This is a genomic window from Methylobacterium sp. AC315, assembly GCF_979253755.1.
This window is the reverse complement of sequence record NZ_CEEDEA010000013.1, coordinates 99,795-124,302: the sequence shown is the minus strand read 5'-3', so window position 1 is coordinate 124,302 and position 24,508 is coordinate 99,795. Positions and strand designations below refer to the sequence as shown.

Genomic DNA, 24,508 nt, shown 5'->3' with positions numbered 1-24,508 from the left:
TTTTTCCAATTCACTCTGATAGAATTTGATTTCTATTTCCCACAGATTGTTTGCGCGGTTCTGAGTGTTGACAATCCGCGTCTCTTTGTTCGGCGACGACATTTGTTCGCTCCAAGGGCTCATCGTTCTCGTCCGCCAACTCGGATCGAGCGTGATGCGTCGGCTTATGCCCTGTCATGTGCCTGCGAGGAACGGCCGACCAGCTGAGCGCCCTGGTTTCGCTGTCACCCGCAATGCCGCTGACGTCCCCGCTTCTAGCGCAAGCTTCCGTTAACCACACCGGCTTCCTGTGGATGGGCGTGGCCGTATCGAGCCGCGATCGATTGACCTGTCGGCGAGGGAGACCAGCGATGGACCAGCAAGCCGGGGACGACCACGAAGACCGCGCCCAGATGGAGTGAACATCCGCTCGGCCCTCTGCTCGGCGAGCGTCATAGCCGCACCTCGTAGTCCGAAGTCGAGCGAGCTGCGTTGCAGTCTCCGATGGGGCGCGTCCGCTGCTGCCCGCTTAGGACGCCCCGATGAACCTCATCATTTGGCTGATCTCCAGGGTTACCCAGTTCTTCTCCGGCGGAGGTGACGCTCGGAGAAGCTCCTCTGCAGCGGGCGAGGGCGAAGTTCGCGGCCAGGAAGGCCGCCACCAGCGCAGGGGCGGGAATTTCGACGATGACTATCGCGCCGCTACGGAAATCCTGAAGATACGCATGAGCAACCGCTTCCCGGACAACTACCATGCCCGAATGGGCTCCGAGAAGTACGGCACGCGTGACTTCGGAGATGAGCGAGCTGAGGCAATCGACACAGCGTCGGCTGTCATAGCCACGGCGCTGCGCAACGGCGCTACCGTCAAGCAGGCTGCTGATGCAGGCGCAGCCAGCGTCGGTATCTGAATAGCGGTTGGCGTGCTGCTAGGGCCGCACCTCTGCTGCCCGACGCTTCCGCTCCTCCTGCACGTCCCCCATGGCGATCGCGATATCGCTAGCCGGCACGTTCTTAAGCCTGGGGATGAGTTTGAGCAGCGTTTCCCACGGTAGCTTCTCGACCAGCATTTCGGCCGCGCGCTTCGCAGCTTCCTTCCGATCCGCATCGGTCAGGTGAGCGTAGTGCTTTGCCCAGACCCCGCGGATGATGTCGTTCCGCTGCGGCTTAGTGATGTAGCCAATGCGGAATAGCTCGCGGGCCGCTCCTTCCTGCCAATCAGGATTGTCCTTCGCCTCGTCCCAGACCTGCTTCAACACACTGAAATCATGCTGGGCGTCGGCCGATAGGGGCTTCCGAGACGCGTTAGCCCGCTTCGGTCCGGTCGCTTCGGCCGCCGCTTCCCGCACGCTCAAACCCGCAACGCGTTGCGCTTTTGACGGATCGCCTTCGACGTGCCGGGCGATCCGCATGTAGAGCTGCGCGGTCCTAGGCGAGACCGTGGTGTTCAACCGAAGCCAAGCGTCCCAGCCGCCGTGCGGGACAGTCTCTTTGGCCTGGCCGAGCAGCCGGCCGCACTCAACGGCGTAGCGGGCGCCCTCGCGCTTGGCGTCTTCAACACCAGCATGGGCGGCGTTAATGGCGCTCGCAATATTCGACTTCGTCATCACGGATCTCCCGTTGCTAATGGATGGTAGCAGACTGCGGACAGGGCGGACATTCCGGACAAATGTCCGGTTTGTCCGGTGTCCGGGACCGGACGGACAGGACAAAACCCTAGGGATCTGTCCTGTCCGTCCGGTCGAGCCGGTCATTCAGCGGCCTCGATCATCCAGAGATGGTCGACACCTTTGAGCGCCACCGAGCCGATCAGGCTGCGGCCGAGACAGGTATCAACAGCGCGCTTGAAGGCTTTCCGCTTTGCCTCGGTGCGCTTGGCCTCATCGTCACCATCCGCTGGGTAGATCGCGCTGAACCCAATTTTCACGGCCTGCAACGGGACCGCGCGAACCTCAGCGCCCTCGTCGCCGAACGGCCAAGCACGCACCCCATCGTCAACGAGGCTCGACAGCAGGGCTTGCCGGAAGACCTTCACGGATGTCGGCCAGCGTTCCTTGCCAGCCGCCATTGCGGCGGAGGACACTCGATCCGTCTGCCACTGGACTACACAGGTCGTGATCGGCTCCTGATCGTAGTTCTCGCCGACGGTGACGACCTCCAGTGCGAATGGGATCTCGTAGCCGCAGCGTGCGCCACGGACCTTCCGGATCGCCATGCGCGTGTTCGAGATCGTGCCGCCCTCGTCGCGGTTGGCGAGCACCGCCAGCACCACGTCGGCAGCGGCTTCCTTGGCGGAGGATCCACGGGTACCGGTCTCGGTCGTCTTTCCGAAGTGGTCGATGCCGAGGACGAACGCGCCGGTCTGACGGCTCAGTGCCTCCATGGCGTTCATCACCTTCTGCGCCTCGGCGGCGCTGTTCTCGTCGCCGAAGCCAGCGGCTGCAGCCACCGTGTCGATGATGATCATCGCCAGCGGGAGGTCGAACGTCTCGCGCAGATGTTCAGCCGCAGCCTTTGCTGTCGCGGCCAGCTGCGCCACCGCCTCGGTGCTGAGGAGGCGCGGGCAGTCCTCGATCCAAGCGAACGGTAGACGTTCGGTTGCATCCGAGCCGAGCTTGCCGTGAACCAGCCCCCTCAAGCGGATGGGGATCTCAAAGGCACCTTCTGAGGCGACGAACAGCACGCCGCCGCGTCGCATGACCCGCCGGCCGGCGAACGGCTCGCCGGTCATGATGGATGCGGACAGGTCGAGGGCCGTAAAGGTTTTGCCGGAGCCCCACTGCCCAGGCATCAGCCCCTTACCGGTCTCGCTAATTAGGTCTTGGACAAGCCAGTCCCGATCGGCCTGCGGATCCGCATCGCCATGCCACCGGATGCTGATGGCAGGCCCATTGCGAGCCGGGACATCGTCACGCCGCTTACTCCGCGGTAGGACGTCAGGGTCCGGGCCGGGCCAGTCGTGAAACCGATCTGGCTCGTCCAGCGAGGAGCCGTTTAAAGAGCGCTCCGACATCAGGCGCCTCCTCGTGAGCCAGTGGGGCTGAGTAGCGCTGCAGCATCTGCGGCGCTGGCGAGTGCGACGGCGGCTTGGCGCAGCGCATACCGAAGGCCACGGCTGTCACCGATCGCCGCCATCTCCGAGGCCATCCGGGCATAGGCTTCAGCGATCGACGCGGCCTCGGCGACGGCGTCGAAGGTGTGAACGGCCATCGCTGCCCGCTCGGGGCTGTGGAAGGGCGCGTTCATGCCCGCCCTCCGATCCGCACTACGGAGAACAGTTCGTCGAGGCGGCCGACGAAGCCGACCTCGGCTGCCTCCAGGTGATCAGCCAGGAGCGCAACGTCTTGCACGCCATGGGTGACGAACGAGGCCTCGATGGAGGTCATCAGGTCGCCGATCGTGTCCTTCAGGAAGCCGGCCTGCTGATCCACAGTCATGTCTGGCCGAGACACGAGCTTCAGGTACGCCGTCGCCGCCAAGTCGGCGCCGAGGGCGTTCATATGGTCGATGCCGACGCGACGAACTTCGTCGTCATCTCGGGCGGCCTCAAGCCGAGCGTCAGTGTCGCGCATGATCTGTCTGAGGGTGGAGCCGCTCATGCGCGCCCCCAACGGTCAGTCACCGTGAAAGCCAGTTCGGCCACGGCGGAGGCTACAGCCGGCGACAGACCGAAGCGCGCGGCGAGATAGAGATCTTGCCGAAAGGCGGGGGCGGGAGTATTTCCGTGAAGGTCAATCGCCAGAGCGACATTCTCGGAAACCTGCCTCGGCCCGCGCTGAGCGCAGGTTTTCTTTTGCATACTATGCGGCCTCCTTCGAAGCCTGCCGAGCCTCGAAGGCCTGCAGGTCGGCCAGCCGCCAGTAGCGGCGTCCATTGATGCGGATCGGCTGGGGAAACCCAAGTTTCGGGTCAGCCAGCCATCGGAAGATCGTCATGTCCGACACGCCGTAGCGGGCGCGGGTGATCGTGGTCGGCAGCAAGTCTTCGTTGGACTTTGGGACAGCAAGTGGCATTGCGTGGCTCCTTGTTAGGGCACGCTCAGAATGAGTAGATTGAAGGCCGAGATGGGAGGCCGAAACCTGCGCGATTTTAAGGGGTAGGTTTTACCCCCTGAAGCTAAGGTCCGGGTCGGCGCGCCCAGGTTAGACCATCGTCGGCTAGCTCAAACGCTTTGACCGCAGTTTTGATCGCACTAGTCCAAGCGTCGCTTTTAGCTTTCGGCCCATTACTCAAACTGGCCGCGCCACTAGCTACGAAGCCAACAAAGCGGGCGTTGTCTTTGGCCGAGATCTTCAGCTGGGTCATCATTGTCCAGCCCTGCGAAATCCCGAACACAAAACCAACACGCCAAGGATCGCCCGGCCGACCGCCAGTGTCGATAGCTTCCGGGGTCAACCGCTCTACGATGCGCAGCAGAGCATCATGAGCGTTGCGCAGAGTATCTATTTCGACGGCTAGGTTGTCTTGCGCACTCGTCGCTCGTGCCCCGGAGGCGGTGTAGCGGCCAGCAGAAAGGTCGACCGCATGCGCCGCTATAAAGTCTGCCAGCATTGCAGAAACGGACTTCGCGTCCGCCAGCCCTACTTTGGCAGCAGCCTTTGCCGAAGGCTCCGTTCCAAGCTTGTACCGTGAGTAATAATCGGCCCAGCGACATCCATCGACAACGCTTTGGCGACCGCCCCAAAGCGCATCGGAGCGCGTCATACCTCCCTCCCCCGAAGCTTGCTGCTCCGGCGTGATGATCCGGATATGTCCATCATCAATGAGTCGGCCGACTTCCAGATCAATTGGGAGGCGGCCGTTGAGCATATGTAGCCGGGACGAAGGGACGAGTTCGGCTGCTAGCAATCGGGTCTGCGCCGCCTGAAACGTACTGCTAGGCGGCCTCGCCCTGTTCCCGAAGGCTTCCTGCTGCCGACGAGTGCTCCGAATGAGCTGCTTGAGATGCTGGTTGTTCGGCTCCTGCCGTAGCTGAGTCTTTAGGTACTCCACGATGTCGAAGTCGTCGGTCACTGAATGCCCCCAGTCAGATTACCGACGTGTGCCGCCCACGCCTCCAGCGCCGCCCGCTTCTCGTCGAGGTACTGGTAGCGGTTGTAGACGGCCGCCACGCCCTGGATGACGCCGGATCGATGGTTCAGCACGGCCTCGATCACATGCGGTTCGATCTTTAGGCGGCCCATACCTGTGGAAGCCGTCCGGCGCAGATCGTGCAGCCGCCAGGGTTCGATAGCGATGCTCTCAGGATCGGCCCCAGCGGCAACCGCGTCGGTGTGTGCAAGAGCCAGCATCACGGCGTCGAGGCGCGCCTTGGCCTTGGCGTAGCCCGAAATGCCGCTGTTGCCAGTCGTGCTGATGAGATAGCCGGGTCGCCCTGCCACCCGCGGTAGTGAGCCCAGGACGTCCTGTGCCGCGCCGCTCAACGGCACGTCGTGAGCCTGACCGTTCTTGGCTCGCTCGGCCGGTATGGTCCACAGCGTGCCACCCTCTCGCAATTCGACGCGCCGCATCTTCGCTACCTCGTCGCGGCGCTGGGCCGTGAGGAGCAAGAGCTGGACGAAGGGACCGAAGGGCCAGCCGATAGATCCGCAGGCTCGCCAGACCAGTCGCACTTCATCGTCGCTCAGGACTCGGTCGCGGCTCGTCTCGGCTGCCGGCGCCTTGATCCGCACGCATGGGTTCGCGTCAATGACACCGCGATCTGCAGCCCAGTTGAACAGCTTGGACAGGGCCGCGAGCGTGCGGTTGGCTGCCACCGGCGTTCCGGCATCCACAATCCCATCGAGAAGTTCGATCACATCGCGGCGGCCGATGTCCTGGATCTTCCGCCCGTCCCAGACCGGCAGCACCTTGGTCCGCAGGATCCGGATTGTCTCTTCGGCCGTGCGGGGCCGGTTCCGCGGCTTCACGTGACGCTCGATGAAGCTGTCGATCACCGGGCCGACCAAATCCCGGGCTGGTGGGGGAACAACCACCTTGCGCTCGGCAACCGGATCCTGACCGAGAGACACGGAATGTAGGGCGGCCCTCCCCTCGGCTCTCGCTTGAGCAAGGTCGAGACCAGGATAGGTGCCGAGGGTGAGCTTCCGGGTCCGGCCGCCATGCCGGTATCGGACCGCCCAGCTTTTCGCGCCGGACGGCTGGATGATGAAATACAGCCCGGGCAGCGTCGCATCCGGGATCTCTAACCGGCGCGCTGCGTCCGGCTTTAGGCGCTCTATGGCTTGCACGGTGAGGACTCGCGCTGCCACTCTGGTGATCCTCCGGGGTAACCAGGGGTAACAGAAACCGGGCGTTATGCCCTGTTACCCAGTGTTACTAACAAAGCATCACAATGGCAGTTTTTGCTAGTCCTGGCAAAGCCGTTGACCTCCAGAGAACCACCTGAGTGTTAGGGCTTGTTTTGCTCCCTAACCAGATTGTGGATCTGGGGGTCCCCCGTTCGAGCCGGGGCGGTGGTACCATAGAATTTGTGAACATGTGGAAGGGGTTGGCTTAGCGCCAGCCCCTTTTGCTTGTACGCTTTGCTTCCTGGAAACGGCAGCCAGGAAGCCAATAGGAAACATTTTGAGAAACCGACCGAGCGGGAAGGCGATGGAAGTTCCGCGATGTCAGCATTGCGGTTGGCCAACGAATAACGCTGGCGCAAGTCTCCTGCTGCCCTCCCCAGCGTGGGCACACGGTGGCCGCTCCGGTATCCCGGCCTGGCAGTCGGACAGCACGTCCGTAGCGGTCTTCATCCCCAGTGGCGATGATCGATCCGAGCTTGGGTAAGATACCTTTAGCTATCATGCCGACTAAGCTGCCGCATCACGCTGGCGGCCCCTGTGGCCGATTGACGCCCAGAAGGCCTCGTACCCACTCAAATCTGGCCCTTGTTCGCCTCTTAGAGCATGTTTGAGGGCGGCTTTCAGAATGGATTGTAGAAGGCGTTGGCGGCCATGAGGCTGGCGACGCAAGCGAGCCGGCCCGTGGCGACATCGAGGCGACCGGCTCGCTCGCGGTGGAGGGCGGCCAAGTGGCGGAGCCAGCCGAAGTTGCGCTCGCCCACCCAGCGCCGCTCCAGCACGATGAAGCCCTTCTGATCGGGTTCCTTCTCGCCGACGCGGCGCATGCCGTGGATGTTGCACCGGTCCTGGCAGCGCTCAGCCGCGAAGGCGCCGTCGAGGATGGCCAAGCGCAGGCCGGGCCACTGCTTCTTGCTGTCATTGAGGGCTGGCAGGGTATCGCGATCCTGCACGTTGGCCGGCACGACGGTGAGCGCCAGGACGTAGCCTTCGGCATCGACCAGGGCCACACGTTTGCGCCCCACGACCTTCTTGGCTGCATCGTAGCTGAGCGGCCTGCGCACGCTGATGCATTTGACGCTCTATGCGCCGATGATCGCAAGCCATGGCTTCAACCGGCGTCCACATCGCCGCCGTTGTCGGCGAGCCAGAGCCTGCATCACGCTCTCGAACAGGCGCTTGTCGATCCAGCGCCAGAGCGGTTTATCGCGAGTTGTTGGTTTGGCTGCGGAGGCGCCAGACCGGAATGCGATCAGGGTTCAAACGAGCGCGCCGTTCCTCCATGTAACGACTGAAAGAAAACTCGGAAACGAGAACGGCCCCGCCGATCGCCAAGCGCAGTCGTTCTTGAGCCGTCTCCTCAAAATCGTCAGCCTCGCGCAGGAGACTTTGGATGCGTTGCAGGTCGACGGTGCCGCCCTGGATTAACGCCGCTGCATCGACGTAATGTTCAAACGCACGGGACCGACACCAAAACCACAGCAAATGCTCAGGGCTCGCCAAGCGAACTTCAGCTCCAAGCCACGTGCAAACCACCGCCTCCGCCAGCAACCCTTCTTCCACAGGACCTAGACAAGGCCGGAGGGATAGATTGATCGCGTTCGCGCGCGAGCGTCGATCCATATATGGGGCGAAACGCTGACGGGTCTCCTCCGCAAGCACCGTGGCATGCCGGTACTCATCCGCGCGCGACCTCACTACGATCTCAATATCTTTAACGTAGCGGGGCCGCTCGTAGCGAGCCAGCGCTATGTGACCAAGTACGGCGTAGGACAGTTCCCGGGCGTTCAGGCACCCAACGATATCCTGGAATATCTTAGGTAGCTGACGTGGCGTCGGATCATCCAGATCGTTGACATTGACCAAGAGATCTTGAATATCGACCGATAACTTTGCCATGTGCTCACACCACAAATATTGGAGTATTTTTCAGCTGCGATAGTGCAGATCCGAACGAACTAAATGGCGTTGATCTGCTAAGCCGAAAATTCGTACGATTTGATTGATCAGATCGACGCGCTGCAGGCGTCGGTCCGCGAAGATCGTGAACATGTCCTCCGACCGCATGTAAACGATCCGCCCTCGTGGAAAGTGCTCGTACTCATAGTCAGCGATGATGGGTGGCAAGCCTTGCGATCTCAGACCAGCGTGCCGGAGCCGGCGCCAGGCTTCCCACACCGTGTAATGCGCCCCCGAATAAGTCAGGCAGTCGCCATAAGGCTCTGCTTCGGCAAGCGGCGCGAGCGCATGTACGATCGTCCACGGACCACCGGCGTCGCGAACTCCCCAAAAGATGCCAACGCAGGGTTCATGCTGAGGGCCGCTCATTTCGCACCTTCGCTTTGAGCGGCAAATCGCGTGGATGTCGCACAAACATCCATCATGGCAGCGTCCAGATTTCGGCGTCATCAAGTCGCTGCACCGGGCCGAAACCAGACACCTGCGTGTCCCAGTTTTCACCGTGAACAGGGACGACCGCTTTCGGCCCTATGGCTGCCACGAAGGCACGCAGGTCGTCAGGCGCAGCATGTCCGCTGCTGTGAAGGTAGGCAATCTCAGCCCCCGCTGCTTTGCACCACTCAAGCGGCTCGGCGTGGTAGGGCGTGTTGAGGTAGCCGCGCCACATCGAATAGTTGAAAGCGTCTCCCTTTACCGGAATGAGGCCCGATCGCTCGTAGTCACGCATTAGCGATCTGCGCAGCATTACAACTGCGCCGGAAGGAAGATCGCGGGCGGAGACGCCGTGACGCGCCATGCGAGCGATAAAGTCCTCACGACCCTGCTTCGCGTACCAGCCGCGTAGCCCGGCGGTGATCACGACCTTGAGGTTCGGGAAACCGGCTCGCGGCACCCGCGTACCCTCCGTGATACGGTCCAGAACGTCTGCGGTGTAGAGATCGAGCACGAGCGTGCGCCCGGTGCGCTTTGCGGCGTTGTACAGCGTCACCGTGCGATCGACGTTTTGGCCGGACCAGGCTGCAAAGACGCGGCCCTCCGTCCGTTCGAACAGCGCGACGAAATCATCCTCCAGGGCATGCTCGCTCATGACCGGCTTGTCGGTACCGAGGTTGGTGCCCTCGCAGACGAGTACATCGACGTTTCGCGGAGGACGCTTCATCAGCGCATCAACGAGTTTGCCCTTGCGCCCGTGCCGGCGGAAGTCGCCCGTATAGAGCACCCGCCGATCTGCCCCTTCGACCAGCAGCATGTAGGCGTCGAAGGCGCTGTGATCGGTCAGCAGCGGCGTGACGGTGAACGACCCGAGCCTGATCGGGCCGGAACGGCTCGACCAAGTCTGCAGCGGTCGCGAGAGCGGAGCGCGCCCGATCTCGCTGGTGATGGCTATCAGCCTTGCCGAAGCCGCCCCAGTCCATACCGGCCAGTCTGCGGGTAATTCGTGCAGCAGCCCGTAATGATCCTGGTGCGGGTGGCTGATTAGCACCGTGGCCGGTTTCGATAGATCCAAGCTGACAGGCAACAGGCCGGTCGCTCCTTCGGGGGCGTCCAGCGGCCGGCCCGCATCGAGGACGAGGCGTATGCCGTCAGGATGCGCGATCTCGATGCAGCTGCCTCCGATCTGCCGGGTGCCGCGGTGGACGGTAAGCCGCAGCGCCATCAGATGCGGATCTGCGTCGCGTCGCCCACCGGACGAACGTTGCCAATCCGCTCCTTAAGATCGCCGAGATGCGCCTTCCAACGCTGGTCGTCGCGTTGTCCGGCATCGAACCCAAACACCACGAGGTTGACCTGCGGAGCGGGACCGAGATGAAGCTTCGCCTTGCCGGTTCCGACCGCTTCGATCAGCGGCGACATTTGACGCGCCCAACCCATCGCCTTGAAGGCAACGAGGTTTTCAGCGACCTTGGTGAAGCTTGCCTCTACCGCTTCCCGCTGGGCCTCCAGCACGATCCGATAATCATCGATCTGTCGGCAGACCGGGGCCGGTTCGTCCGCAAGAGCGCGGAGTTCCGCATTGGCATAGGTCTTGGCCTCCCAGAATACCAAACGGACATCAGTCCCGTCGGCTTCGACTGCTGCGAAATCGATGCGTGGTGCAGTGGCGGTGCGGCCACCCTCGAATGTGTGCTTGCCCGGGAAGGCAATTTCAACATCAAGTACGCTCGAGTTTCGTACTGCGATCTCGTGGCAGCCCCGCTTTTCTTCGCCTGCGAACAGACCGGCGGCGGTTTTAAGTTTAGAGAGGGTGGCGGGGCCTTCATAGCGGCTGACTAAGGCATGCTGCAGCAGGGCGGCAGTGTCGAAGGTCCCATCGGCCGTCAAAGGTACCTGTCCAGCTAGTGCGGGATCAAGCAGGTACTTCTCATGCGTTGTGACGCGCAGCTCGCCGTGCGGGCATGTTACGGTGAACAGGGCCTGTCCCCGCCAGTAGACATTGAGCGAACGACCTCTGGGCGCGATCACGAGGGATGCGTCGTTCATGACATCGCGCCACCAAGAGTTTCGCTCTGCCTCACGGCGGAGCGCATCTACGAAGGCTTTCTGCAACGCATGATCGAAAGTGGTCATGATGGCTCTCGCTGTGGTGGTGCCTATCCTTATTCCCGTGAGAGCCTGAAAAATTTACACCTGCCGCGCAGAAAGTGGGGGTGATGCATCGGCGCAACATTTTGTTTGGGTGCAGTCCACTGCCCATGTAGGAGAGTTATCAGCGTAGATGGCGATTGCCTTTGATGTCGGACACAATCGGCGTCCTGCTCATGGCCCAGACCTGCCGCAAGCCGCCCGGGGTCGTTCATCGCGTCGGTCTGGCCACCATACTCTCACGGCTCGCCCTGGTTGGCGCATCGCTACGATAAAGCGCATAGCGCCACTTCCCTCGCGCAATTCCATGCCCTAGGCCACGATACGGGGGCTGCGATGGCGCGCGAACTCAAGACCGGCAAAGCGCAGAGCGTCACGCCCGAGGACTTCAACGCGAGGGTAAAGCGCCTGCTCGTGGACAAGCCGGAGCCGCGCAAGGCCGAGCCACAAGACAGAAGTTTCAGGCTGGGCAGTTCATCTGCGAACAACTGACGGCTGATTTCAGGCACGATTGAACCAGCTGGATGGCCATATCATCACCGCTGGCCCAGCCCCGTGCAAACACGACCTTATATCTGTGTTCGAGCGAAAGAGCGCCCCATGATGGTTTTCGGTCCGAGACAGACAGCTCCCAGCGAGCCGTGGCAGGCGAGCGTCAAAGGCATCGCCCGCACCTTCCCGACCTTCGAGGAGGCTGAGGCCTGGATCGCAGCTTGCCGGGAGGCCGGGCATGTCGTCGAGGGCCTCGGCGCTCCGATTGCGCGGACAGTGGCTTCTACCTCGCGATGATCACTGGGCCGTCGCACCCGGTCGCTCGTTTTGGAGGACCACCATGGATGTTGTCGTGACGCCGACTGCGACCAGCGGCACCTCGTGGAGCCTGAAAGACCGGCTCGGCCGGTCACTCGGCGCGATCAAGCAGGATATCGGAGGTATCTTCCAGATAGCGCCTGATCCCGACAGCGCCCTGAAGAGCGTCCCGCGCACGCACCCTACGCTCGACGCCGCGATGACGGCGATCGCCAGCCGCATGCAGGGCGGGTGCGCACTCGATAGCCAGCACTGGGACTGAATAGATGTCGGGGCTCCCAGCGGTTATCGAGCCTGTCGAGGTCCTGCTACCTGCGCAGGCCGAAGACGACGCACAGATGGTGCGGCTGTGGCTGGCTCGGTCGTCGAGCCCGAACACCCGCCGAAACTACGAACGCGAGGCGCGGCGCTTCCTTGTGCATGTCGGCAAGCCGCTCGGTTCGGTGCGGATGGGCGAGCTACAGGACTACTTCGCCAGCCTGCCCGGGTCGTCCGCCACGGTGGCGCTCGCGGCCTCGGCGCCGAAGTCGCTGTTCACGTTCGCCTATGAGGTCGGGTTCCTACGGTTCAACATCGGCGCCGCCGTGAAGGTGCCGCCGATCAAGAACACCCTGGCCGAGCGGATCATGTCGGAAGCCGATGCCCTACTGGTGATCCGGCAGGAGCCGGTCCTGCGAAACCGGGTTCTGCTGACCGTGCTCTACGGCGGCCTACGCATCTCCGAGGTCTGCGGCCTGCGCTGGCGCGATCTCATGGTCCGGGATGAGGCCGGGCAGGCGACGGTGTTCGGCAAGGGCGGCAAGACCCGGGTGGTGGTGCTATCAGCGGCGACGTGGAAGGTGCTTGCGGCTCTACGCGGCGAGGCGCCGGCGGACGCGCCAGTATTCCTGTCGCGGAAGGGCGGGGCGCTCGACCCAATTGCAGTCCACCGAGTGGTGAAGGCCGCCGCAGCGCGCGCTGGCCTGCAGGCCGAGGTCTCGGCCCACTGGCTCAGGCACGCCCGCGCCTGGCACAGCCTCGATCGCGGAGCGCCGATCCACCTCGTGCAGGCCACTCTTGGACATGCCTCGGTGGCAACCACGGGGCGCTATCTGCATGCGCGGCCATCAGAAAGTTCGGCGCGGTTTCTGGGGGTGTAGGTTGTGAAGCGATCCTGCTTAGGCTTTAGCATCGCCGTCGCTCTCTCCCTTTGCAGCGGAGCGTCGGCGGCAGAGCCTGCACTGACGATCGAGCACCTTCTAGCCGATGGATGGGAGATCGCGGGGTACGTCGGAAACTACGACGTCCGGACGTCGCTGATCTTGTTTCGGCGGAAAGATGTGAACCACCTCGTTCAGTGCTCGACGCTGTTTGACGTCACCCGCAGCCAGCGGGTCGTCGTGAACTGCTACGAACTTCGCTGATCGACCGAACGGGGGCCGATCTCGCCTGGATCATGGGCCAGCCAACTGCCCCAGTTTAAGCGGTATACAAATAATATTTTTACTATCTAACTCATTGATTTTGCGAAGATATAATGACTTTTCTTGTCGCGGACGGAATGTAGCAAAATCTATTGCGCCGATGAAGCGTTGTCATACCAGAGACGATACATAATCCCGATTGGTAGGATACGATGAAGCGGATAATTCTGACGACAGCTGCCGTACTCGGCGCACTGGCGATACTTCCTGCAACGGCCGATGCGCGCGGTGGCTTCGGTGGTGGCGGTTTTCGCGGTGGCGGCTTCGGTGGAGGTGGCGGCTTCCGCGGCGCTGGGATTGGCGGCGGCGGCTTTCGAGGCGGTCTAGCCGGTCGCGGCATGGGAGGCGGCTTCGGCCTAGGGGGCAACCGCTTCGGCGGGGGCGGCCTTGCAGGCCGTGGCTTTGGTGGGCGCGGCGGCTTCGGCGGCGGCGAGTTTCGCGGCGCAGGCTTCGCCGGCAACCGTGGGTTCGGTGGCCGGGGATATGGCAGGGGCTACGGTTACGGCCGAGGCTACGGCTATGGTGGTTTGGGCTTAGGCGTTGGTCTCGGTCTGGCCGGAGCAGGGCTCGGCTATGGCTACGGCGGGTATGGTGACGGGTACTACGGCACCGACTATGGACCCGCCGGATACGGTGGCGGTTATGCACCTGCTGGCTATGGCCAGGGATACGGCGCAGTGGAGACCGAGGTGGAACCTGCAGGCAACTCGGTCAGCTACTGTGTTCAGCGCTTTAGGTCTTACGATCGTCGGAGCGGTACCTACCTGGGCAACGATGGCCAGCGTCATTCCTGCCCGTAACGATCCCCACGGTTTATGACGCTAGCCGTACAACGACGGCCCCTCGGCTATGAAGCTGAGGGGCTTTTTGCTGTCTTACGCCTCAGCAGCTTCTTTGGCCTTCCGCGGCCGACCGACAGCGCGCTTCGGCTTGTCGGAGACGGTCTCAGCAAGCTCAGCAGCTTTCAGAGCCGCCTTCTTCCGTTGGTTGCCTAGGCCAAGAGCCAGGGCGAGCTTGGAGCGCTGCTCGGAGTAGCTGACCGCGGTCATCGGGTAGTCGCGCGGTAGGCCCCACTTCTCGCGGTAATCCTCAGGGGTTAGCCCTCTGATCGTCAGGTGGCGGCGCAGGGTTTTGTACGGCTTGCCGTCCTCGAAGCTGATCAAGGCGTCGGGGGTGATCGACTTCCGGATCTGCGCAGGAGTGGTCTTGTCAGCCACGGGAGCGGCAGGAGTGCTACCTTGGCTTAACCCTGAGAGCGCAGCGTGCGTCGCCGCGATCAGCGTCGCAAGCTCCGCGCTTTGCACATGATTGTTCGACACATAGGCAGAGACAATGCCGGTCGTCAGATCGATAAGATCGACGCTTTCAACCTCAGATGCTTCAGTCATATCGCTCATGCTTCACCTATTCGAAGAGGTTCGATCACCCGTTTCGAATGCGGCCGAATTTAGCTGACTGCATCAAGATTATGCACGGGTTTGAGATTTTTTACGGCGGCAGTCTAAGATGTCGATACAATTTATCGCACGACCCGAGATGGATAGCCGATACTGAAGAATTTGTTAACCAAGATCTTAGCAGCCTGTTGTTTAGTAGGTGACAGGTGCCGCCGTGAACCGAGCTTTCCCCGTCAGTCCCGAGGACCCCGCCGGCGATTGCCCGGTCCCGATCGATACGCTCAGTCGGCTCTACCGCGCAGAACCAGAGGCATTGTCGGATCAGCTTAGGGGCATCCCGGAAGCCACGCGAGCTCGGCTGGCAGTCTACCTCTACGGCCGCAGTCACACACGCCAACTCGGTGTGCAGATCGCCGCCACCTGCGAGGGTGCCAGCCTTCGGCGCGTCGCTGGTTTTGTTGGGAACGCGCTACACGATCTCTGGCGACAAAACCCAAGCACATGGGTGGATGCCATCCCTTCGACCGGCGGTAAGCGAGTGGTCAGTCTTGCAGGGCCGCGAGTTGCAGCGTCGCGCTAACGCAAGAGTTGGGCACCCGAGGCTCGCCTGGTACTCAGCCACCTGCCGCAATTGCCAACCAGTATCGAGATACTGGTTGCGTCAACCCCGATCATGATGGGAGCAGTAGACGCTCCTTTCACCCGAACCCTGCCATGCCGATCCGACGTGAGCATCGCTTCTTCTATCCTATCGACTGGCGCCAGCTGTCAATCATCATTCGCTTCGGTCGCGCGCAAGGGCGTTGTGAGGGCTGCGGTCGGCCGCATAAGCGCTTGGTCTACCACCTCGGGGACGGGCGCTGGTGGGACGCCGAGATAGCATCGTGGCGTGATGGCCGTGGTCGGCGGATCCGGATTAAGGTCGGCGCGGTGGATATGATCCGAGACGTGCGCACCACCCGAGTTGTGCTCGCGACCGCTCTCCGAAATCACGACACAGCTAATAACGCCGGCACCAATCTCGCCGCGTTCTGCCAGCGCTGCCACATGATCCACGATCGACCTGAGCATCAGCGCCGACGGTGGATGACGCTGTTTCAGAGGAAAGCTCTAGGCGACCTATTTCGAGGACCATACACGTGAAATCGTCGTAGACTGAGCACCTTCACAGTATCGCCTTGATCAAGGCGCCTCCTCGTTGCAATGGCGGTGGCGGATCGCTGAATTCACTTCGTCCTGGAGTGCGTTGCGTTGCTCAACACGATCTTGGCCCTTCTCGCTGTGGTCGCCGTTATGGCTGCCCACGCCGCGTATAAATTGGTGCGGCTGCCCTTCCGGCTCGTACTCGGCCTATTTCGACACAGATCTAAGCCGGTCCAGCTGACAGCGCGCTAACCCTCATCTGGCATCCTGCTGCTGGGTCACGTTGCGTATCGACCCACCGCTGGTGAGATCGGATGCTCCCCCGCCCCGTGAACAGATCGGGGTGGGGCCGAGCGCCTGGCGCACAGTGAGGAGATGCGCCATGCTTATCGATCCAATGCTCGTGCTGCCTGGCGATGCACTGGACCAGCTTGCTCGCAGGCTGCTCGCCGAAGTTCGATTGCAGAACCCTAAGACGCTACTGGGCAAACCTATTGACGGCTCTGGCGACGATGTTGGGACCAACGTTCTCGCTTGGCTGTTCGACGCCTATGATGACGCTCTTGGCAATGATGATGGTCACTGAGCCAGCGTCACCCGATCGCCTGCGGATGCCGTGATCGTGTGCCAGAGAACGCGGCAGGCGTCAGCGGGCAGCCCGGGTAGTTGCGCCGGTGCTGCAGCTTGTACCCCCGCCGGGGGTGTAGTTTCCAGCGATGTTTACCTGGCCATGGCAGGCCGGGCACCGCTTGGACATCGTCCCGTATGCGGTACGCGCTTCCACCAAGCTGACGGCGCTCCACACGCCATCAACCTCCACCTCGCACGTCTGCTGGTCGGCCACCGGCATGGTGCCTAAAGGCGTCAGACCCGGATTTCTTCCGCATGCAGGCCACCGGCCCGCAGGTGATCCGGGATGTCGGCGTGATCATAGTACCCGGCCTCGTGGGCCATGGCGTCCAGCGCGGCGATCGGGTCGGCAGCCGATCCGGACCAGAGGATCGTGCCGGTCGCGCCCTGACGGATCTGGAACACCTTCATCACCACACCCTCCCACGTTCGTTGGGCGGTCAAGCATAGCGGCGACGGTGACGTTCCGGCGCTACCTCAATCGGTCAGCATGCCGCATGAACGGTGCGACCTTGATGGAGATGCAGCCTGGGGGTTCAGGCGAAGTGCATCGGCAGAGCGAGGCTGATGAGGGCGACGTACGCGCCTACCAGGAAAGCACCAGCCGGGACAACGACACCGCTGAGCAGAACAAGGCGGGATGAGAGGGGCATGACGATCTCCATCAGGTGGGCGGCGGTTGCCGTCGTTGAAGAAGATCTATGCTCAAGCTCTGCGGATTGACGTGCTGTGGAACACCCGCTTGGTGCCTTTGAGAGCGGCTACATAATCACAGCATGCGGGCAGCTTCTCAGCCAAACGGCGGCTTCCGACCGAGGATGTGTGAAAACGACAAAGGGGTAGAAGGATCTTCCCGAGAACAACCTGGGCAGCGCCGAAATTTAGGCCTAAATCGCGTCAGAACCGCCCTGCAGCGGGGCCGCTTGTCTGCAGCGTAGAGGATTGTTCTACAATTTCGGCAAGCGCTTTCGTTTTCACACAGGCTCGACCCGTTGCAGACCCTCACGATGTCGGCTTCGCGGCCTTCCGGCTTGCTGGTCTGATATGGATGATTTCATTGATAAAGTCCGTTTTGGATGGTCTCAGCCGATACCCAAAACGGACCGATAGTTATGGTTCGCATAGGCAATACCCATAGCGAACCGGAGGTGCCGGTCTTGGTACAGATGCCCAAAATGCACTGATGCGGCGCATAGAACGGCGAGCCGCGTCGCCAGTCAGCCTTGATAGCTGTCACGATCGAAAACGGGCCTTCCTGGTATTGCAAGCCGTAAGCTTGGTCGCTAACTTATGGTTGTAATGTGCGTTGGGCAATCAGTCGCTGAGAGTTATTATGAGTAATCCAGGTTATGTTTATGCCTTAATCAATGTCTCAATGCCTGGGCTAATTAAAGTTGGCATGACATCAAGAAGCCCCGAAGAAAGAGCCTTGGAATTATCATCTGTTACAGGTGTGGCTACTCCATTCTTATTAGTATACAAGGAGTATTTTTCGGATTGTTCGGAGGCAGAGAAATATGTCCATACCATGCTAGAGAGACAGGGTGTTAGACTGTCAAGCAACAGAGAGTTTTTTCAGGGAGAAATTTCTGATGTCATTAAATCCATAGCTTCCACTCCCGGAAAGTGCGCTCCAGGAGCGAGCGCGCCAGCCGACGATGATGACGATCTATTAGTACCCTCACGCGGCGACGAGCTAGACGAATTCGTATTGGATAATTATAAGCCGAAGACCCCGGCTCAGCAAGTCTACGAGGAAGCATCAGAGTATTACTATGGATTTGGTGATACTATAGAAGATTACGACGAAGCACTTAAGCTATTTAAGCAAGCGGCAAGGCTCGGTTCTGCTGATGCATACCACATGATCGGTCAAATGTACCATCAGGGTGAAGGCGTAAAAGAGGATTATGGGAAAGCGATCGAATATTTTAAGGAAGCTGCTAGACGGGGAATATATTGTGGCTACGCCAGAATGGCTATGATATTCAGGGAAACTTCGCATACCGATAATGAAAATAAGTCTTGGAAAAAATACTTCGAGGAATTTAGTAAAAATCCGCAAGATAAGATCGAAAGCGATTACAATAGCATACTTATATGTAATTTTCTGATGCTTAAAACCACAAATCCAACATTTTTTAGTCAATCAAAAGTAAAATTAAACTCACTAGAAGAAACGTATATTATTGCTATGAAAAAGATCAAGGAACAATTATGCGAGAATGCTGAGCACTCTTATGGAAGATCTGTGGAAGAATTCGGAGAAAATTATCTGTTAACTAAGCAACGGAAAGCCGTCCTGTCCTGGCTACAGGCTCTATGACATCGTCCTAAGGCTTTTCCCTATAAAATAGTGCCGGGCCATTTTGAGCATACCCAAAACGTACTAACTGAGCCGGCTGCTATGGGTGGAAACTTGCAGCTCCACGTCTCGGAGGCCCGTGGCTTCCGGACCTACGACTATGAGCCAGAGCTGATCTAGCTCTAGTACTAGGATAGGTAATGCGCCTAGAAGTTGAGGCTTGGCCTTAGATAGTTCATGCGGAGACCTTATGCGCGTTGCCTTCCTCGCCCTGCTGATGATCGCCACCCCAGCCATTGCCTGAGACGGCCTGCCTAAGATCAAGGGCATGCCCTGGCCACAGGCCAAGCAGGCTCTAATCCGCGCTGGATGGTCAGCCGGTCCAACCCCGGTCGACCTGAAGCACTGCGACGCGGGCTGGGAGGCGTATTGCCGACAGACTGAGACCCTGCAGTGCAACGGCACGACCTGCACGTTCATCTTCTCGCGCAGCCGCGACGTCATCGCCCGGATCGACACCATGGGTGACGCGATGACCGGCCAACGCGTCGAGGGCGCCACCGTGATGACCGACGTCGAACTCAGAAAGCTAGGCATTTAGTGGTCGAAATCTTATGTACCACCCGCCAGGTCCGCTATGGGTCCGTGAGCGCTGGTCTACTAAAGGCGCACCCATAGCGAACCGGTGGCAGCGGTCCTCATCCGGATACCCAAAAAAAGACCCCATAGAAGTTCATTTTATACACCTGTTACTCGTAACAGGTGTTGCTTTCTGCTGCGACATGTGTCATATGATACACGTGTTCACAAGGAGCTACCTAATGACCGACTGGGACCTGCCCGATCTCTCTAGCCTCGCTTATGATCCGCAGAATTTCCGCGATCTGTCCGATACCGACCTCGGCCAGGCGATCTGGCTGTTTATGGTTCGGCCCGACAATGTGGTGCGCATGCTCACCGCCACCTATCTCGACCGTGCTGCCGTTGAGCCACTCGCCCCGGGACTACTACGGGAATTCGGACCCGACATCGCGCAGGACCGGCTCAAGCAGCTTGTTGGGCATATGGGCCGCCAAATCATGGAAGCGGCAGGCCTTCAGCTGGATAAGCAAGGCATGCGGATCACCCGCGAAAGCATCTTCACAACGGCTACGCGGTACACAGATCCAAACGCGCCTCGCGAGCGATCCATGTCGATCACGGCTGAGCAGCGCCAAGCATGGATGGAAAAAACGGCTGCTAGCCCGTTCAACGCATGGCTTAACGACAAAGTGAGAAACGCGGATGGAAGCCTGAACCTCGACCGCCTTTATGAAGTCGCTCGAGATTACGGGATCGAAACCGAGTACCGCCATCTCAACCCTGGCCAGCAGCGGATGAGCATCGGAATTCAGCTTCGCAAGAAGGTGCCAGCTTCCGAGTATGAAGCTGCATAGGCGTCCAGCCCGTAATACGCGGGCATACGAAAATAAACCTGCATCGGATGCATACTTCGGCTTAAACGAAAAAGGCCAGCCCAAAGGCTGGCCTTAGCTGTCCGATCGGATCGGAGACTTACTCGGCTGCGGTCATCTCGGCGGTGTAGTGGCCGCACCAGTCACCGTTCCCGACCACCGGCCACAGGCCCTTCGAGTTCGCCTCGGGCTGGCTCACCGGCGGATTGAAGCGGCACAGACCAGCGTCGTTCTGCGCGACGGCGCCATTGCCCTTGTGTTCATCGAAGAAGCGGCAGGTCTCGCACTTGGCGTTCATGGTCGGCTCCGGGGCTTGCGATCAGCGATCGCTCTCTCTTGCAAATTAGAACAAATCCAATGTGATGGCAACAAGCGGAGCTACGGACGGTTTGACTTATTCGGGTGACACCACGGCCAAGGATGCGCTCGAAGGGTCCCTCGGCGGCGTCCTGTGTAACGAGAGCCGGGGTCGGAAGCGGACATTCTGCCTACGACCCAGCCCGGTCGCCCCAACCGCCGTCGGCGCTTCTCCAAAGCGGCCGCTCGTCAGTCCTCCGGCAACTTAGGCTCGGGTCGAGAGGGGGCTTTAGCGCTGCACCCAAGACCGGACATCCACACCGACAGCGTTTGGTCTGTTTTGGGTGCGCCTTTAGCAGACCGCCATTTGAGGCTGCTCTCGACCCTTCTCGGACGACAAGTCAGACGCATTCTAAGGTCTGCAATCTGTTGGGAGCAGACATTCGCAGGATCTCAGTACCGTCACACTGAGTTCCCGAATGGGTATAAACTGTCTCGATCAGCTGCCCCGGAACCTGGATGCTGGCCCTCATGAGGCGTAGAACCGTCTCGTGGCGGGTTCTTGGCAGGGCATACCCTTCTAAAATGAATACCGAACTTCCGAGATGGGTTAGGACCGATGCCTGCAACTGCAGATGGCATCACGCGATCCGCATCTACGTTCTTTTCCCGGTTGCATGTATTGATTTTACGCAACCATAAATAGCAACGGCTGGCGCTCTTGCTCCTGCCTTGCCCGACCATGGGTCCAGCGGTCCAGATGTCGATCGGCCCTGGTTTTTCCCGCTGATCTCGATCGTACGGCACGGTCGGAGGGAGCCCTATGCTATGCTGAGATCACCCATCACGACGCTCGACGGCTACCATGGTCTCCTGCCACGCGCCTGGACGCGGGATGAGACCTGCGACGAAGCCTACGTCGACGCGCAGAACGACTTCCAGGCGACCAAGGCCCGGGCCTTCGTCCTACCGATCGTGCGAGAGGCTCCGGTCCGGACCATCCTAGACGTTGGCTGCGGCATGGGCGGCATGGCGGTTGCCCTGGAAAAGGAGGGCTACGAGAGCTACGGCATCGACCTGCCCGGGCTGACGCGCCGCTGGTCGTCGGCCGGTCGGAGTGCCGATCGGTTCTATCTGGTCGATCCGGACGCGTTCGAGCTCCCCTTCCTCGACGGCAGCATCGACTTCGCTTTCACCTTCGGCGCCATCGAGCACGTCGGCACAACCAACGGCCACGCTGACCGCCGTCCCGACTGGCACGCGGTTCGCCAGCAGTGGCTGCGGGAGATCTTCCGCGTCCTTTCCCCAGGCGGGCGGATGCTGATCGGCGGCCCCAACCGCGCCTTTCCGATCGACGTGGCCCACGGCCCCGACAACCAGGCGGCGTCCTGGGAGCGCTGGCTCGCGCGCCGGCTCGGCGCCACCGTCCACCGGACCTGGGGCGACAACTTTCTGTGGGCCTACCCGGACGTGCACCGCTACCTTGAAGGGCTGCCCTACACGATGGAGGCCCGCAGCATCGGCGGGTTTCTCGACTTCTCGCGCGTTCCGGCCTTCGCGCGCACAGCAGCGCGCGCCTACGTCAATCGCATGCCCCGCGCGCTGCTGGACACGGGGTTCAACCCATGGGTGATGGCGCTGGTCACGCGCTCTGCTGACAGCTGAGCAGGCCCCGGGCATGCGCCGGCGGCCCTTAGAGGGACGCTCGACCGACCTTGGAGATTGCACGTGACGGCGGCTTGCGAAGCGGACGGCGGGCAGGGGGCCGCCTGGCGGCGCCCCCGGTTCTCGGAAGTGCGCGGGGCCCTGCGGGCGGACCACGAGCATTGGCGGCGGCACGGGCACGGCTCCGTGCGCCTGCGGGCCGGCTACCAAGCGTCCTGCCTGTACCGGCTCTCCCGCTACGCCTTTGAGCGCGAATGGCGGGCAGCGGCCTGGTTCCTGTGGATCGCTAATATCTGGTGGACCGGCGCTGACATCACGCCGTCGAGCCAGATCGGGGGCGGCCTGTACATGCCACAGCCCAATGGGGTCGTGATCGCGGGAGCGGTCGGCCGCTGTGCGGCCTTGGGCAGGCAAGTCGTGATTGGAGGCCTAACTAGGGCCCCCACAGCGGACATCGGGGCCGGCCCTGGTCTGCCAGTCCTGGGCGACAGCGTCACCGTGGAGAGCCGAGCGTCGGTACTTGGCCCCATCCGCATCGGCGACGGTGCGCGGATCGGGCCGGGCTGCGTTGTTCGGACGAGCGTTTATCCTGGGGAGGGGGTCGACCTGATTGCCTGACGCCATGGCCACCTCTCAGCAGACGGTCTGCTATGAGGCGCTTGCTGACGTTCGCGAGCTTAGGTGCCAGTGTCGGCTCCCCACCCAAAGCAGCCGGCCGAGCCGGTGCGGTTTGGGTATGGCCATCGGAGCGACCGGCGGCAGTTCGCTATGGGTGCACCTTTAGCAGACCGCCATTCGCGACTGCTCTTGACCCATGCCAGCTGTAGAGACAGCCATCGACGCTTCACGAAAGCGGCCGTTCGCCGGATGTCTGACAACTTGAGCTCAGGGTAGATCGCGGACATTCGTTGGGTGTGATGCGAGCGTCGGTTTCGCATCCTCAGCAGAATTTGGCTGCGCGCTCGGCAGCGGACGTTCCACTATCAAAGCGATGCGGCGATGCACGAGGTCGAGGATCACGATGACGACGAACACGACGAGCCCATGCCGCGCGAACCAGAGGAGATCGAGACGCGGGAACTCGACGAAGCCCTACGCGGACTGACGCTACTCGGCGATGATCCTTACCTTGGCATGCAGGCCACGAACGTCGCGCTCGTAGACGGCTTCCTTATGCCGTTGGAAAGCGAAGCCCGCGCCTACCGCTCCGCTGATGAGGGCATCGACATCGGCCACGCGATGCTACTGAACGCGCTTAGCCAGCAATGGCTTTTCGCCGTATACGAGCTCCTGCGGACGTGGCGCGAGCGCGCTAAGAACGTCTTGAAGTGGAAGGCCAATGGCGGCCTCGAACTTAAGGCGGCCGCGCTGGAGAAGGGTAAGCCAAGCGACCTGAACCTCGGACGCGACGCCTTCGCCCGCGCGCTCCGGCGCATCATCGGGGACCCGGGGATCACGAAGGAAATCGAGAACGACCTAGCGCGCACACACGTGCTCTTCCGACAGCTTGAATTGCTGCGCGTGGCGCTCGCCAAGCATGAAGTCTCGGGCCGCCCGAAGCTGTTCGCCCGGGCGCCCGGCTACGCACGTATCGACATGTGGACGGGCTCCATGTCCTACGAACTCTCGAACGACTTCGCGATCTTGGACGAGGTCACCCGCCGATCGTTTGGCGACGGCATCCGGGCACTCGCGACGGATCGGACCGTTCCGACTGAGGAGAGCCTAGCTAGCTACGACGCGTTTATGGCCATGAAGCCGGGTGACGTGCCGGACTTCACGGCCCCGCCATGTCCACCAGTTCCAGACGAATGACGCTGTTGTCCTAAAGTGGCGCGTCGAGAACACCCTATCGGATGCCGTCGACGGGCGCGGCAGCGACGTCCGCTCTTTCGCGTTCCCACCCGAAGCGGACGGTACCAAATGTCAGTCCTTGCTCATCCGCTTGGAGACCATTGGCTCAACCGCCCTGCAGGCTCTCAGCGAAATCCTCCGGCACCTCGCCCCACTGCCCGAGGATCGCGACACCTTCCAACTCGCCGGTCTCGTCGTCAGCCACCACCTTCAACGCCGCGGCACCCAGCATGCGTGCGGCAAAGGCTTCGGCCTTCTTTAGCGCTCCGCTTTCGGTCTGCGCGGCCTCCTGGCGCGCCGGGCGCAGGCGCTTTCGGTGGAGCTCGAAGGGCTGCACCAAGTAGCTGGTCTTCATCACCATCGTGCCCTTCCTGCGCGTCAAGCTACCTTCACCGAGGTGAACGCACGCATCAGGACAGACCGGCCTGCGGCATCACGCACGTCAACGGACCACATCGTCCAGTCCTGGCAGCTGGTGCCGGTCATTAGGTCCAGCGCCACCCGATCTGCTTGCTGCCGGACCTCGCTTATGCTCGACAGCCAGCGCCCATGCAGATCGAACACGGCGTCACCGCAGCCCAGGCAATGGAAGCGGTAAAGCCTCCGGAGCATTGACGTTTTTCCAACTCTTCCACACTCGCCCACCGCGATCTCGGCGGGATCCGACACAGCCATTGAACTA

30 protein-coding genes are annotated in these 24,508 nt (G+C 61.3%); 13 read left to right on the top strand and 17 right to left on the bottom strand.

Translation table 11 applies throughout. The features are described 5' to 3' along the window. Positions 1-521: 521 nt before the first annotated feature. On the top strand, positions 522-890 hold the full coding sequence (locus tag AC0IY0_RS20400; protein WP_471765239.1) for a hypothetical protein: 369 nt from the start codon (positions 522-524) through the stop codon (positions 888-890). Between the two features lie 18 nt (positions 891-908). Here the strand turns inward: AC0IY0_RS20400 and AC0IY0_RS20395 are convergent, their stop codons facing one another. The 12 genes from AC0IY0_RS20395 to AC0IY0_RS20340 form a co-directional block, all read right to left on the bottom strand. Continuing rightward, positions 909-1,586, bottom strand: coding sequence for a DUF3102 domain-containing protein (locus AC0IY0_RS20395; RefSeq protein ID WP_471765238.1), 678 nt, complete (start codon positions 1,584-1,586; stop codon positions 909-911). A gap of 143 nt (positions 1,587-1,729) precedes the next feature. Beyond that, positions 1,730-2,992 (bottom strand): ATP-binding protein, encoded by a 1,263-nt coding sequence (locus AC0IY0_RS20390; RefSeq protein ID WP_471765236.1) that lies wholly within the window; start codon positions 2,990-2,992, stop codon positions 1,730-1,732. Further along, entirely contained in the window at positions 2,992-3,225 is a 234-nt protein-coding gene (locus AC0IY0_RS20385; RefSeq protein WP_147910298.1) for a hypothetical protein, read from the bottom strand. The genes AC0IY0_RS20390 and AC0IY0_RS20385 overlap by 1 nt, the downstream gene beginning before the upstream one ends. Next, entirely contained in the window at positions 3,222-3,578 is a 357-nt protein-coding gene (locus tag AC0IY0_RS20380) for a hypothetical protein (RefSeq protein ID WP_471765234.1), read from the bottom strand. The genes AC0IY0_RS20385 and AC0IY0_RS20380 overlap by 4 nt, the downstream gene beginning before the upstream one ends. 201 nt (positions 3,579-3,779) lie before the next feature. Further along, entirely contained in the window at positions 3,780-3,992 is a 213-nt protein-coding gene (locus tag AC0IY0_RS20375; RefSeq protein WP_139234113.1) for a helix-turn-helix transcriptional regulator, read from the bottom strand. A gap of 103 nt (positions 3,993-4,095) precedes the next feature. Next, positions 4,096-4,992 carry a hypothetical protein gene (locus tag AC0IY0_RS20370; protein ID WP_471765232.1) on the bottom strand — a complete coding sequence of 299 codons (897 nt, stop codon included), beginning with the start codon at positions 4,990-4,992 and terminating at the stop codon, positions 4,096-4,098. Next, positions 4,989-6,230: a tyrosine-type recombinase/integrase gene (locus AC0IY0_RS20365; RefSeq protein ID WP_471765230.1), complete on the bottom strand. Its 1,242-nt coding sequence runs from the start codon at positions 6,228-6,230 to the stop codon at positions 4,989-4,991. The genes AC0IY0_RS20370 and AC0IY0_RS20365 overlap by 4 nt, the downstream gene beginning before the upstream one ends. A 659-nt stretch (positions 6,231-6,889) precedes the next feature. Further along, complete coding sequence (locus AC0IY0_RS20360; RefSeq protein WP_471765228.1) at positions 6,890-7,330, bottom strand: transposase; 441 nt, start codon at positions 7,328-7,330, stop codon at positions 6,890-6,892. 139 nt (positions 7,331-7,469) lie between these two features. Then, positions 7,470-8,165 carry a hypothetical protein gene (locus tag AC0IY0_RS20355; protein WP_471765227.1) on the bottom strand — a complete coding sequence of 232 codons (696 nt, stop codon included), beginning with the start codon at positions 8,163-8,165 and terminating at the stop codon, positions 7,470-7,472. A gap of 30 nt (positions 8,166-8,195) precedes the next feature. After that, positions 8,196-8,594 carry a hypothetical protein gene (locus AC0IY0_RS20350; RefSeq protein WP_471765225.1) on the bottom strand — a complete coding sequence of 133 codons (399 nt, stop codon included), beginning with the start codon at positions 8,592-8,594 and terminating at the stop codon, positions 8,196-8,198. A 52-nt stretch (positions 8,595-8,646) separates the two neighbouring features. Beyond that, positions 8,647-9,882: an MBL fold metallo-hydrolase gene (locus tag AC0IY0_RS20345; RefSeq protein ID WP_471765223.1), complete on the bottom strand. Its 1,236-nt coding sequence runs from the start codon at positions 9,880-9,882 to the stop codon at positions 8,647-8,649. Further along, positions 9,882-10,793 (bottom strand): hypothetical protein, encoded by a 912-nt coding sequence (locus AC0IY0_RS20340; protein WP_471765222.1) that lies wholly within the window; start codon positions 10,791-10,793, stop codon positions 9,882-9,884. The genes AC0IY0_RS20345 and AC0IY0_RS20340 overlap by 1 nt, the downstream gene beginning before the upstream one ends. A 351-nt stretch (positions 10,794-11,144) precedes the next feature. Between AC0IY0_RS20340 and AC0IY0_RS20335 the strand changes: the two genes are divergently transcribed. The 4 genes from AC0IY0_RS20335 to AC0IY0_RS20320 all read left to right on the top strand — a co-directional run bounded on the left by AC0IY0_RS20335 (position 11,145) and on the right by AC0IY0_RS20320 (position 13,881). Beyond that, entirely contained in the window at positions 11,145-11,300 is a 156-nt protein-coding gene (locus AC0IY0_RS20335; protein ID WP_471765221.1) for a hypothetical protein, read from the top strand. 340 nt (positions 11,301-11,640) lie between these two features. Continuing rightward, positions 11,641-11,880 carry a hypothetical protein gene (locus AC0IY0_RS20330; protein ID WP_471765220.1) on the top strand — a complete coding sequence of 80 codons (240 nt, stop codon included), beginning with the start codon at positions 11,641-11,643 and terminating at the stop codon, positions 11,878-11,880. A gap of 4 nt (positions 11,881-11,884) precedes the next feature. Continuing rightward, complete coding sequence (locus tag AC0IY0_RS20325) at positions 11,885-12,757, top strand: tyrosine-type recombinase/integrase (RefSeq protein WP_471765219.1); 873 nt, start codon at positions 11,885-11,887, stop codon at positions 12,755-12,757. A gap of 476 nt (positions 12,758-13,233) precedes the next feature. Next, positions 13,234-13,881, top strand: coding sequence for a BA14K family protein (locus tag AC0IY0_RS20320; protein ID WP_471765218.1), 648 nt, complete (start codon positions 13,234-13,236; stop codon positions 13,879-13,881). 75 nt (positions 13,882-13,956) lie between these two features. Here AC0IY0_RS20320 and AC0IY0_RS20315 read toward each other — a convergent pair whose 3' ends face one another. Beyond that, positions 13,957-14,478 (bottom strand): Ros/MucR family transcriptional regulator, encoded by a 522-nt coding sequence (locus tag AC0IY0_RS20315; protein ID WP_471765216.1) that lies wholly within the window; start codon positions 14,476-14,478, stop codon positions 13,957-13,959. Between the two features lie 714 nt (positions 14,479-15,192). Between AC0IY0_RS20315 and AC0IY0_RS20310 the strand changes: the two genes are divergently transcribed. Continuing rightward, a complete protein-coding gene (locus tag AC0IY0_RS20310) occupies positions 15,193-15,621 on the top strand; it encodes a hypothetical protein (RefSeq protein WP_471765215.1) in 429 nt (142 codons plus the stop codon). 382 nt (positions 15,622-16,003) lie between these two features. After that, a complete protein-coding gene (locus tag AC0IY0_RS20305) occupies positions 16,004-16,207 on the top strand; it encodes a hypothetical protein (RefSeq protein ID WP_471765213.1) in 204 nt (67 codons plus the stop codon). A 278-nt stretch (positions 16,208-16,485) separates the two neighbouring features. On the opposite strand, the gene AC0IY0_RS20300 is transcribed toward AC0IY0_RS20305, so the two are convergent. Next, the gene (locus AC0IY0_RS20300) at positions 16,486-16,665 is read right to left on the bottom strand and encodes a hypothetical protein (protein ID WP_471765273.1); all 180 of its coding nucleotides are present in this window, start codon (positions 16,663-16,665) and stop codon (positions 16,486-16,488) included. 919 nt (positions 16,666-17,584) lie between these two features. Between AC0IY0_RS20300 and AC0IY0_RS20295 the strand changes: the two genes are divergently transcribed. From AC0IY0_RS20295 to AC0IY0_RS20285, 3 genes are all read left to right on the top strand, one after another. Continuing rightward, positions 17,585-18,577, top strand: a complete 993-nt coding sequence (locus tag AC0IY0_RS20295) for a GIY-YIG nuclease family protein (protein WP_471765212.1) — start codon at positions 17,585-17,587, stop codon at positions 18,575-18,577. Positions 18,578-18,884: 307 nt separating this feature from the next. Further along, positions 18,885-19,157 (top strand): hypothetical protein, encoded by a 273-nt coding sequence (locus AC0IY0_RS20290; RefSeq protein WP_471765211.1) that lies wholly within the window; start codon positions 18,885-18,887, stop codon positions 19,155-19,157. A 220-nt stretch (positions 19,158-19,377) separates the two neighbouring features. Then, the gene (locus AC0IY0_RS20285) at positions 19,378-19,992 is read left to right on the top strand and encodes a hypothetical protein (RefSeq protein WP_471765210.1); all 615 of its coding nucleotides are present in this window, start codon (positions 19,378-19,380) and stop codon (positions 19,990-19,992) included. 118 nt (positions 19,993-20,110) lie between these two features. Here the strand turns inward: AC0IY0_RS20285 and AC0IY0_RS20280 are convergent, their stop codons facing one another. Next, complete coding sequence (locus tag AC0IY0_RS20280) at positions 20,111-20,308, bottom strand: hypothetical protein (RefSeq protein WP_471765208.1); 198 nt, start codon at positions 20,306-20,308, stop codon at positions 20,111-20,113. A gap of 827 nt (positions 20,309-21,135) precedes the next feature. Here AC0IY0_RS20280 and AC0IY0_RS20275 point away from each other — a divergent pair. From AC0IY0_RS20275 to AC0IY0_RS20265, 3 genes are all read left to right on the top strand, one after another. After that, positions 21,136-21,972 carry a class I SAM-dependent methyltransferase gene (locus AC0IY0_RS20275; protein ID WP_471765206.1) on the top strand — a complete coding sequence of 279 codons (837 nt, stop codon included), beginning with the start codon at positions 21,136-21,138 and terminating at the stop codon, positions 21,970-21,972. A 348-nt stretch (positions 21,973-22,320) separates the two neighbouring features. After that, positions 22,321-22,590, top strand: a complete 270-nt coding sequence (locus AC0IY0_RS20270; RefSeq protein ID WP_471765272.1) for a hypothetical protein — start codon at positions 22,321-22,323, stop codon at positions 22,588-22,590. Between the two features lie 381 nt (positions 22,591-22,971). After that, complete coding sequence (locus AC0IY0_RS20265) at positions 22,972-23,787, top strand: hypothetical protein (protein ID WP_471765204.1); 816 nt, start codon at positions 22,972-22,974, stop codon at positions 23,785-23,787. 145 nt (positions 23,788-23,932) lie between these two features. On the opposite strand, the gene AC0IY0_RS20260 is transcribed toward AC0IY0_RS20265, so the two are convergent. Then, entirely contained in the window at positions 23,933-24,187 is a 255-nt protein-coding gene (locus AC0IY0_RS20260; protein ID WP_471765203.1) for a hypothetical protein, read from the bottom strand. 17 nt (positions 24,188-24,204) lie between these two features. Further along, a complete protein-coding gene (locus AC0IY0_RS20255; protein ID WP_471765201.1) occupies positions 24,205-24,501 on the bottom strand; it encodes a DUF6894 family protein in 297 nt (98 codons plus the stop codon). Between the last annotated feature and the right edge of the window lie 7 nt (positions 24,502-24,508).

Coding starts and splice junctions, on each gene's coding strand:
- AC0IY0_RS20400 (WP_471765239.1), top strand. CDS start 522: ATGAACCTCATCATTTGGCTGATCTCCAGGGTTACCCAGTTCTTCTCC.
- AC0IY0_RS20395 (WP_471765238.1), bottom strand. CDS start 1,586: ATGACGAAGTCGAATATTGCGAGCGCCATTAACGCCGCCCATGCTGGT.
- AC0IY0_RS20390 (WP_471765236.1), bottom strand. CDS start 2,992: ATGTCGGAGCGCTCTTTAAACGGCTCCTCGCTGGACGAGCCAGATCGG.
- AC0IY0_RS20385 (WP_147910298.1), bottom strand. CDS start 3,225: ATGAACGCGCCCTTCCACAGCCCCGAGCGGGCAGCGATGGCCGTTCAC.
- AC0IY0_RS20380 (WP_471765234.1), bottom strand. CDS start 3,578: ATGAGCGGCTCCACCCTCAGACAGATCATGCGCGACACTGACGCTCGG.
- AC0IY0_RS20375 (WP_139234113.1), bottom strand. CDS start 3,992: ATGCCACTTGCTGTCCCAAAGTCCAACGAAGACTTGCTGCCGACCACG.
- AC0IY0_RS20355 (WP_471765227.1), bottom strand. CDS start 8,165: ATGGCAAAGTTATCGGTCGATATTCAAGATCTCTTGGTCAATGTCAAC.
- AC0IY0_RS20350 (WP_471765225.1), bottom strand. CDS start 8,594: ATGAGCGGCCCTCAGCATGAACCCTGCGTTGGCATCTTTTGGGGAGTT.
- AC0IY0_RS20345 (WP_471765223.1), bottom strand. CDS start 9,882: ATGGCGCTGCGGCTTACCGTCCACCGCGGCACCCGGCAGATCGGAGGC.
- AC0IY0_RS20340 (WP_471765222.1), bottom strand. CDS start 10,793: ATGACCACTTTCGATCATGCGTTGCAGAAAGCCTTCGTAGATGCGCTC.
- AC0IY0_RS20335 (WP_471765221.1), top strand. CDS start 11,145: ATGGCGCGCGAACTCAAGACCGGCAAAGCGCAGAGCGTCACGCCCGAG.
- AC0IY0_RS20330 (WP_471765220.1), top strand. CDS start 11,641: ATGGATGTTGTCGTGACGCCGACTGCGACCAGCGGCACCTCGTGGAGC.
- AC0IY0_RS20325 (WP_471765219.1), top strand. CDS start 11,885: ATGTCGGGGCTCCCAGCGGTTATCGAGCCTGTCGAGGTCCTGCTACCT.
- AC0IY0_RS20320 (WP_471765218.1), top strand. CDS start 13,234: ATGAAGCGGATAATTCTGACGACAGCTGCCGTACTCGGCGCACTGGCG.
- AC0IY0_RS20315 (WP_471765216.1), bottom strand. CDS start 14,478: ATGAGCGATATGACTGAAGCATCTGAGGTTGAAAGCGTCGATCTTATC.
- AC0IY0_RS20310 (WP_471765215.1), top strand. CDS start 15,193: ATGCCGATCCGACGTGAGCATCGCTTCTTCTATCCTATCGACTGGCGC.
- AC0IY0_RS20305 (WP_471765213.1), top strand. CDS start 16,004: ATGCTTATCGATCCAATGCTCGTGCTGCCTGGCGATGCACTGGACCAG.
- AC0IY0_RS20295 (WP_471765212.1), top strand. CDS start 17,585: ATGAGTAATCCAGGTTATGTTTATGCCTTAATCAATGTCTCAATGCCT.
- AC0IY0_RS20290 (WP_471765211.1), top strand. CDS start 18,885: ATGCCCTGGCCACAGGCCAAGCAGGCTCTAATCCGCGCTGGATGGTCA.
- AC0IY0_RS20285 (WP_471765210.1), top strand. CDS start 19,378: ATGACCGACTGGGACCTGCCCGATCTCTCTAGCCTCGCTTATGATCCG.
- AC0IY0_RS20280 (WP_471765208.1), bottom strand. CDS start 20,308: ATGAACGCCAAGTGCGAGACCTGCCGCTTCTTCGATGAACACAAGGGC.
- AC0IY0_RS20275 (WP_471765206.1), top strand. CDS start 21,136: ATGCTGAGATCACCCATCACGACGCTCGACGGCTACCATGGTCTCCTG.
- AC0IY0_RS20270 (WP_471765272.1), top strand. CDS start 22,321: ATGCCACAGCCCAATGGGGTCGTGATCGCGGGAGCGGTCGGCCGCTGT.
- AC0IY0_RS20265 (WP_471765204.1), top strand. CDS start 22,972: ATGCACGAGGTCGAGGATCACGATGACGACGAACACGACGAGCCCATG.
- AC0IY0_RS20260 (WP_471765203.1), bottom strand. CDS start 24,187: ATGGTGATGAAGACCAGCTACTTGGTGCAGCCCTTCGAGCTCCACCGA.
- AC0IY0_RS20255 (WP_471765201.1), bottom strand. CDS start 24,501: ATGGCTGTGTCGGATCCCGCCGAGATCGCGGTGGGCGAGTGTGGAAGA.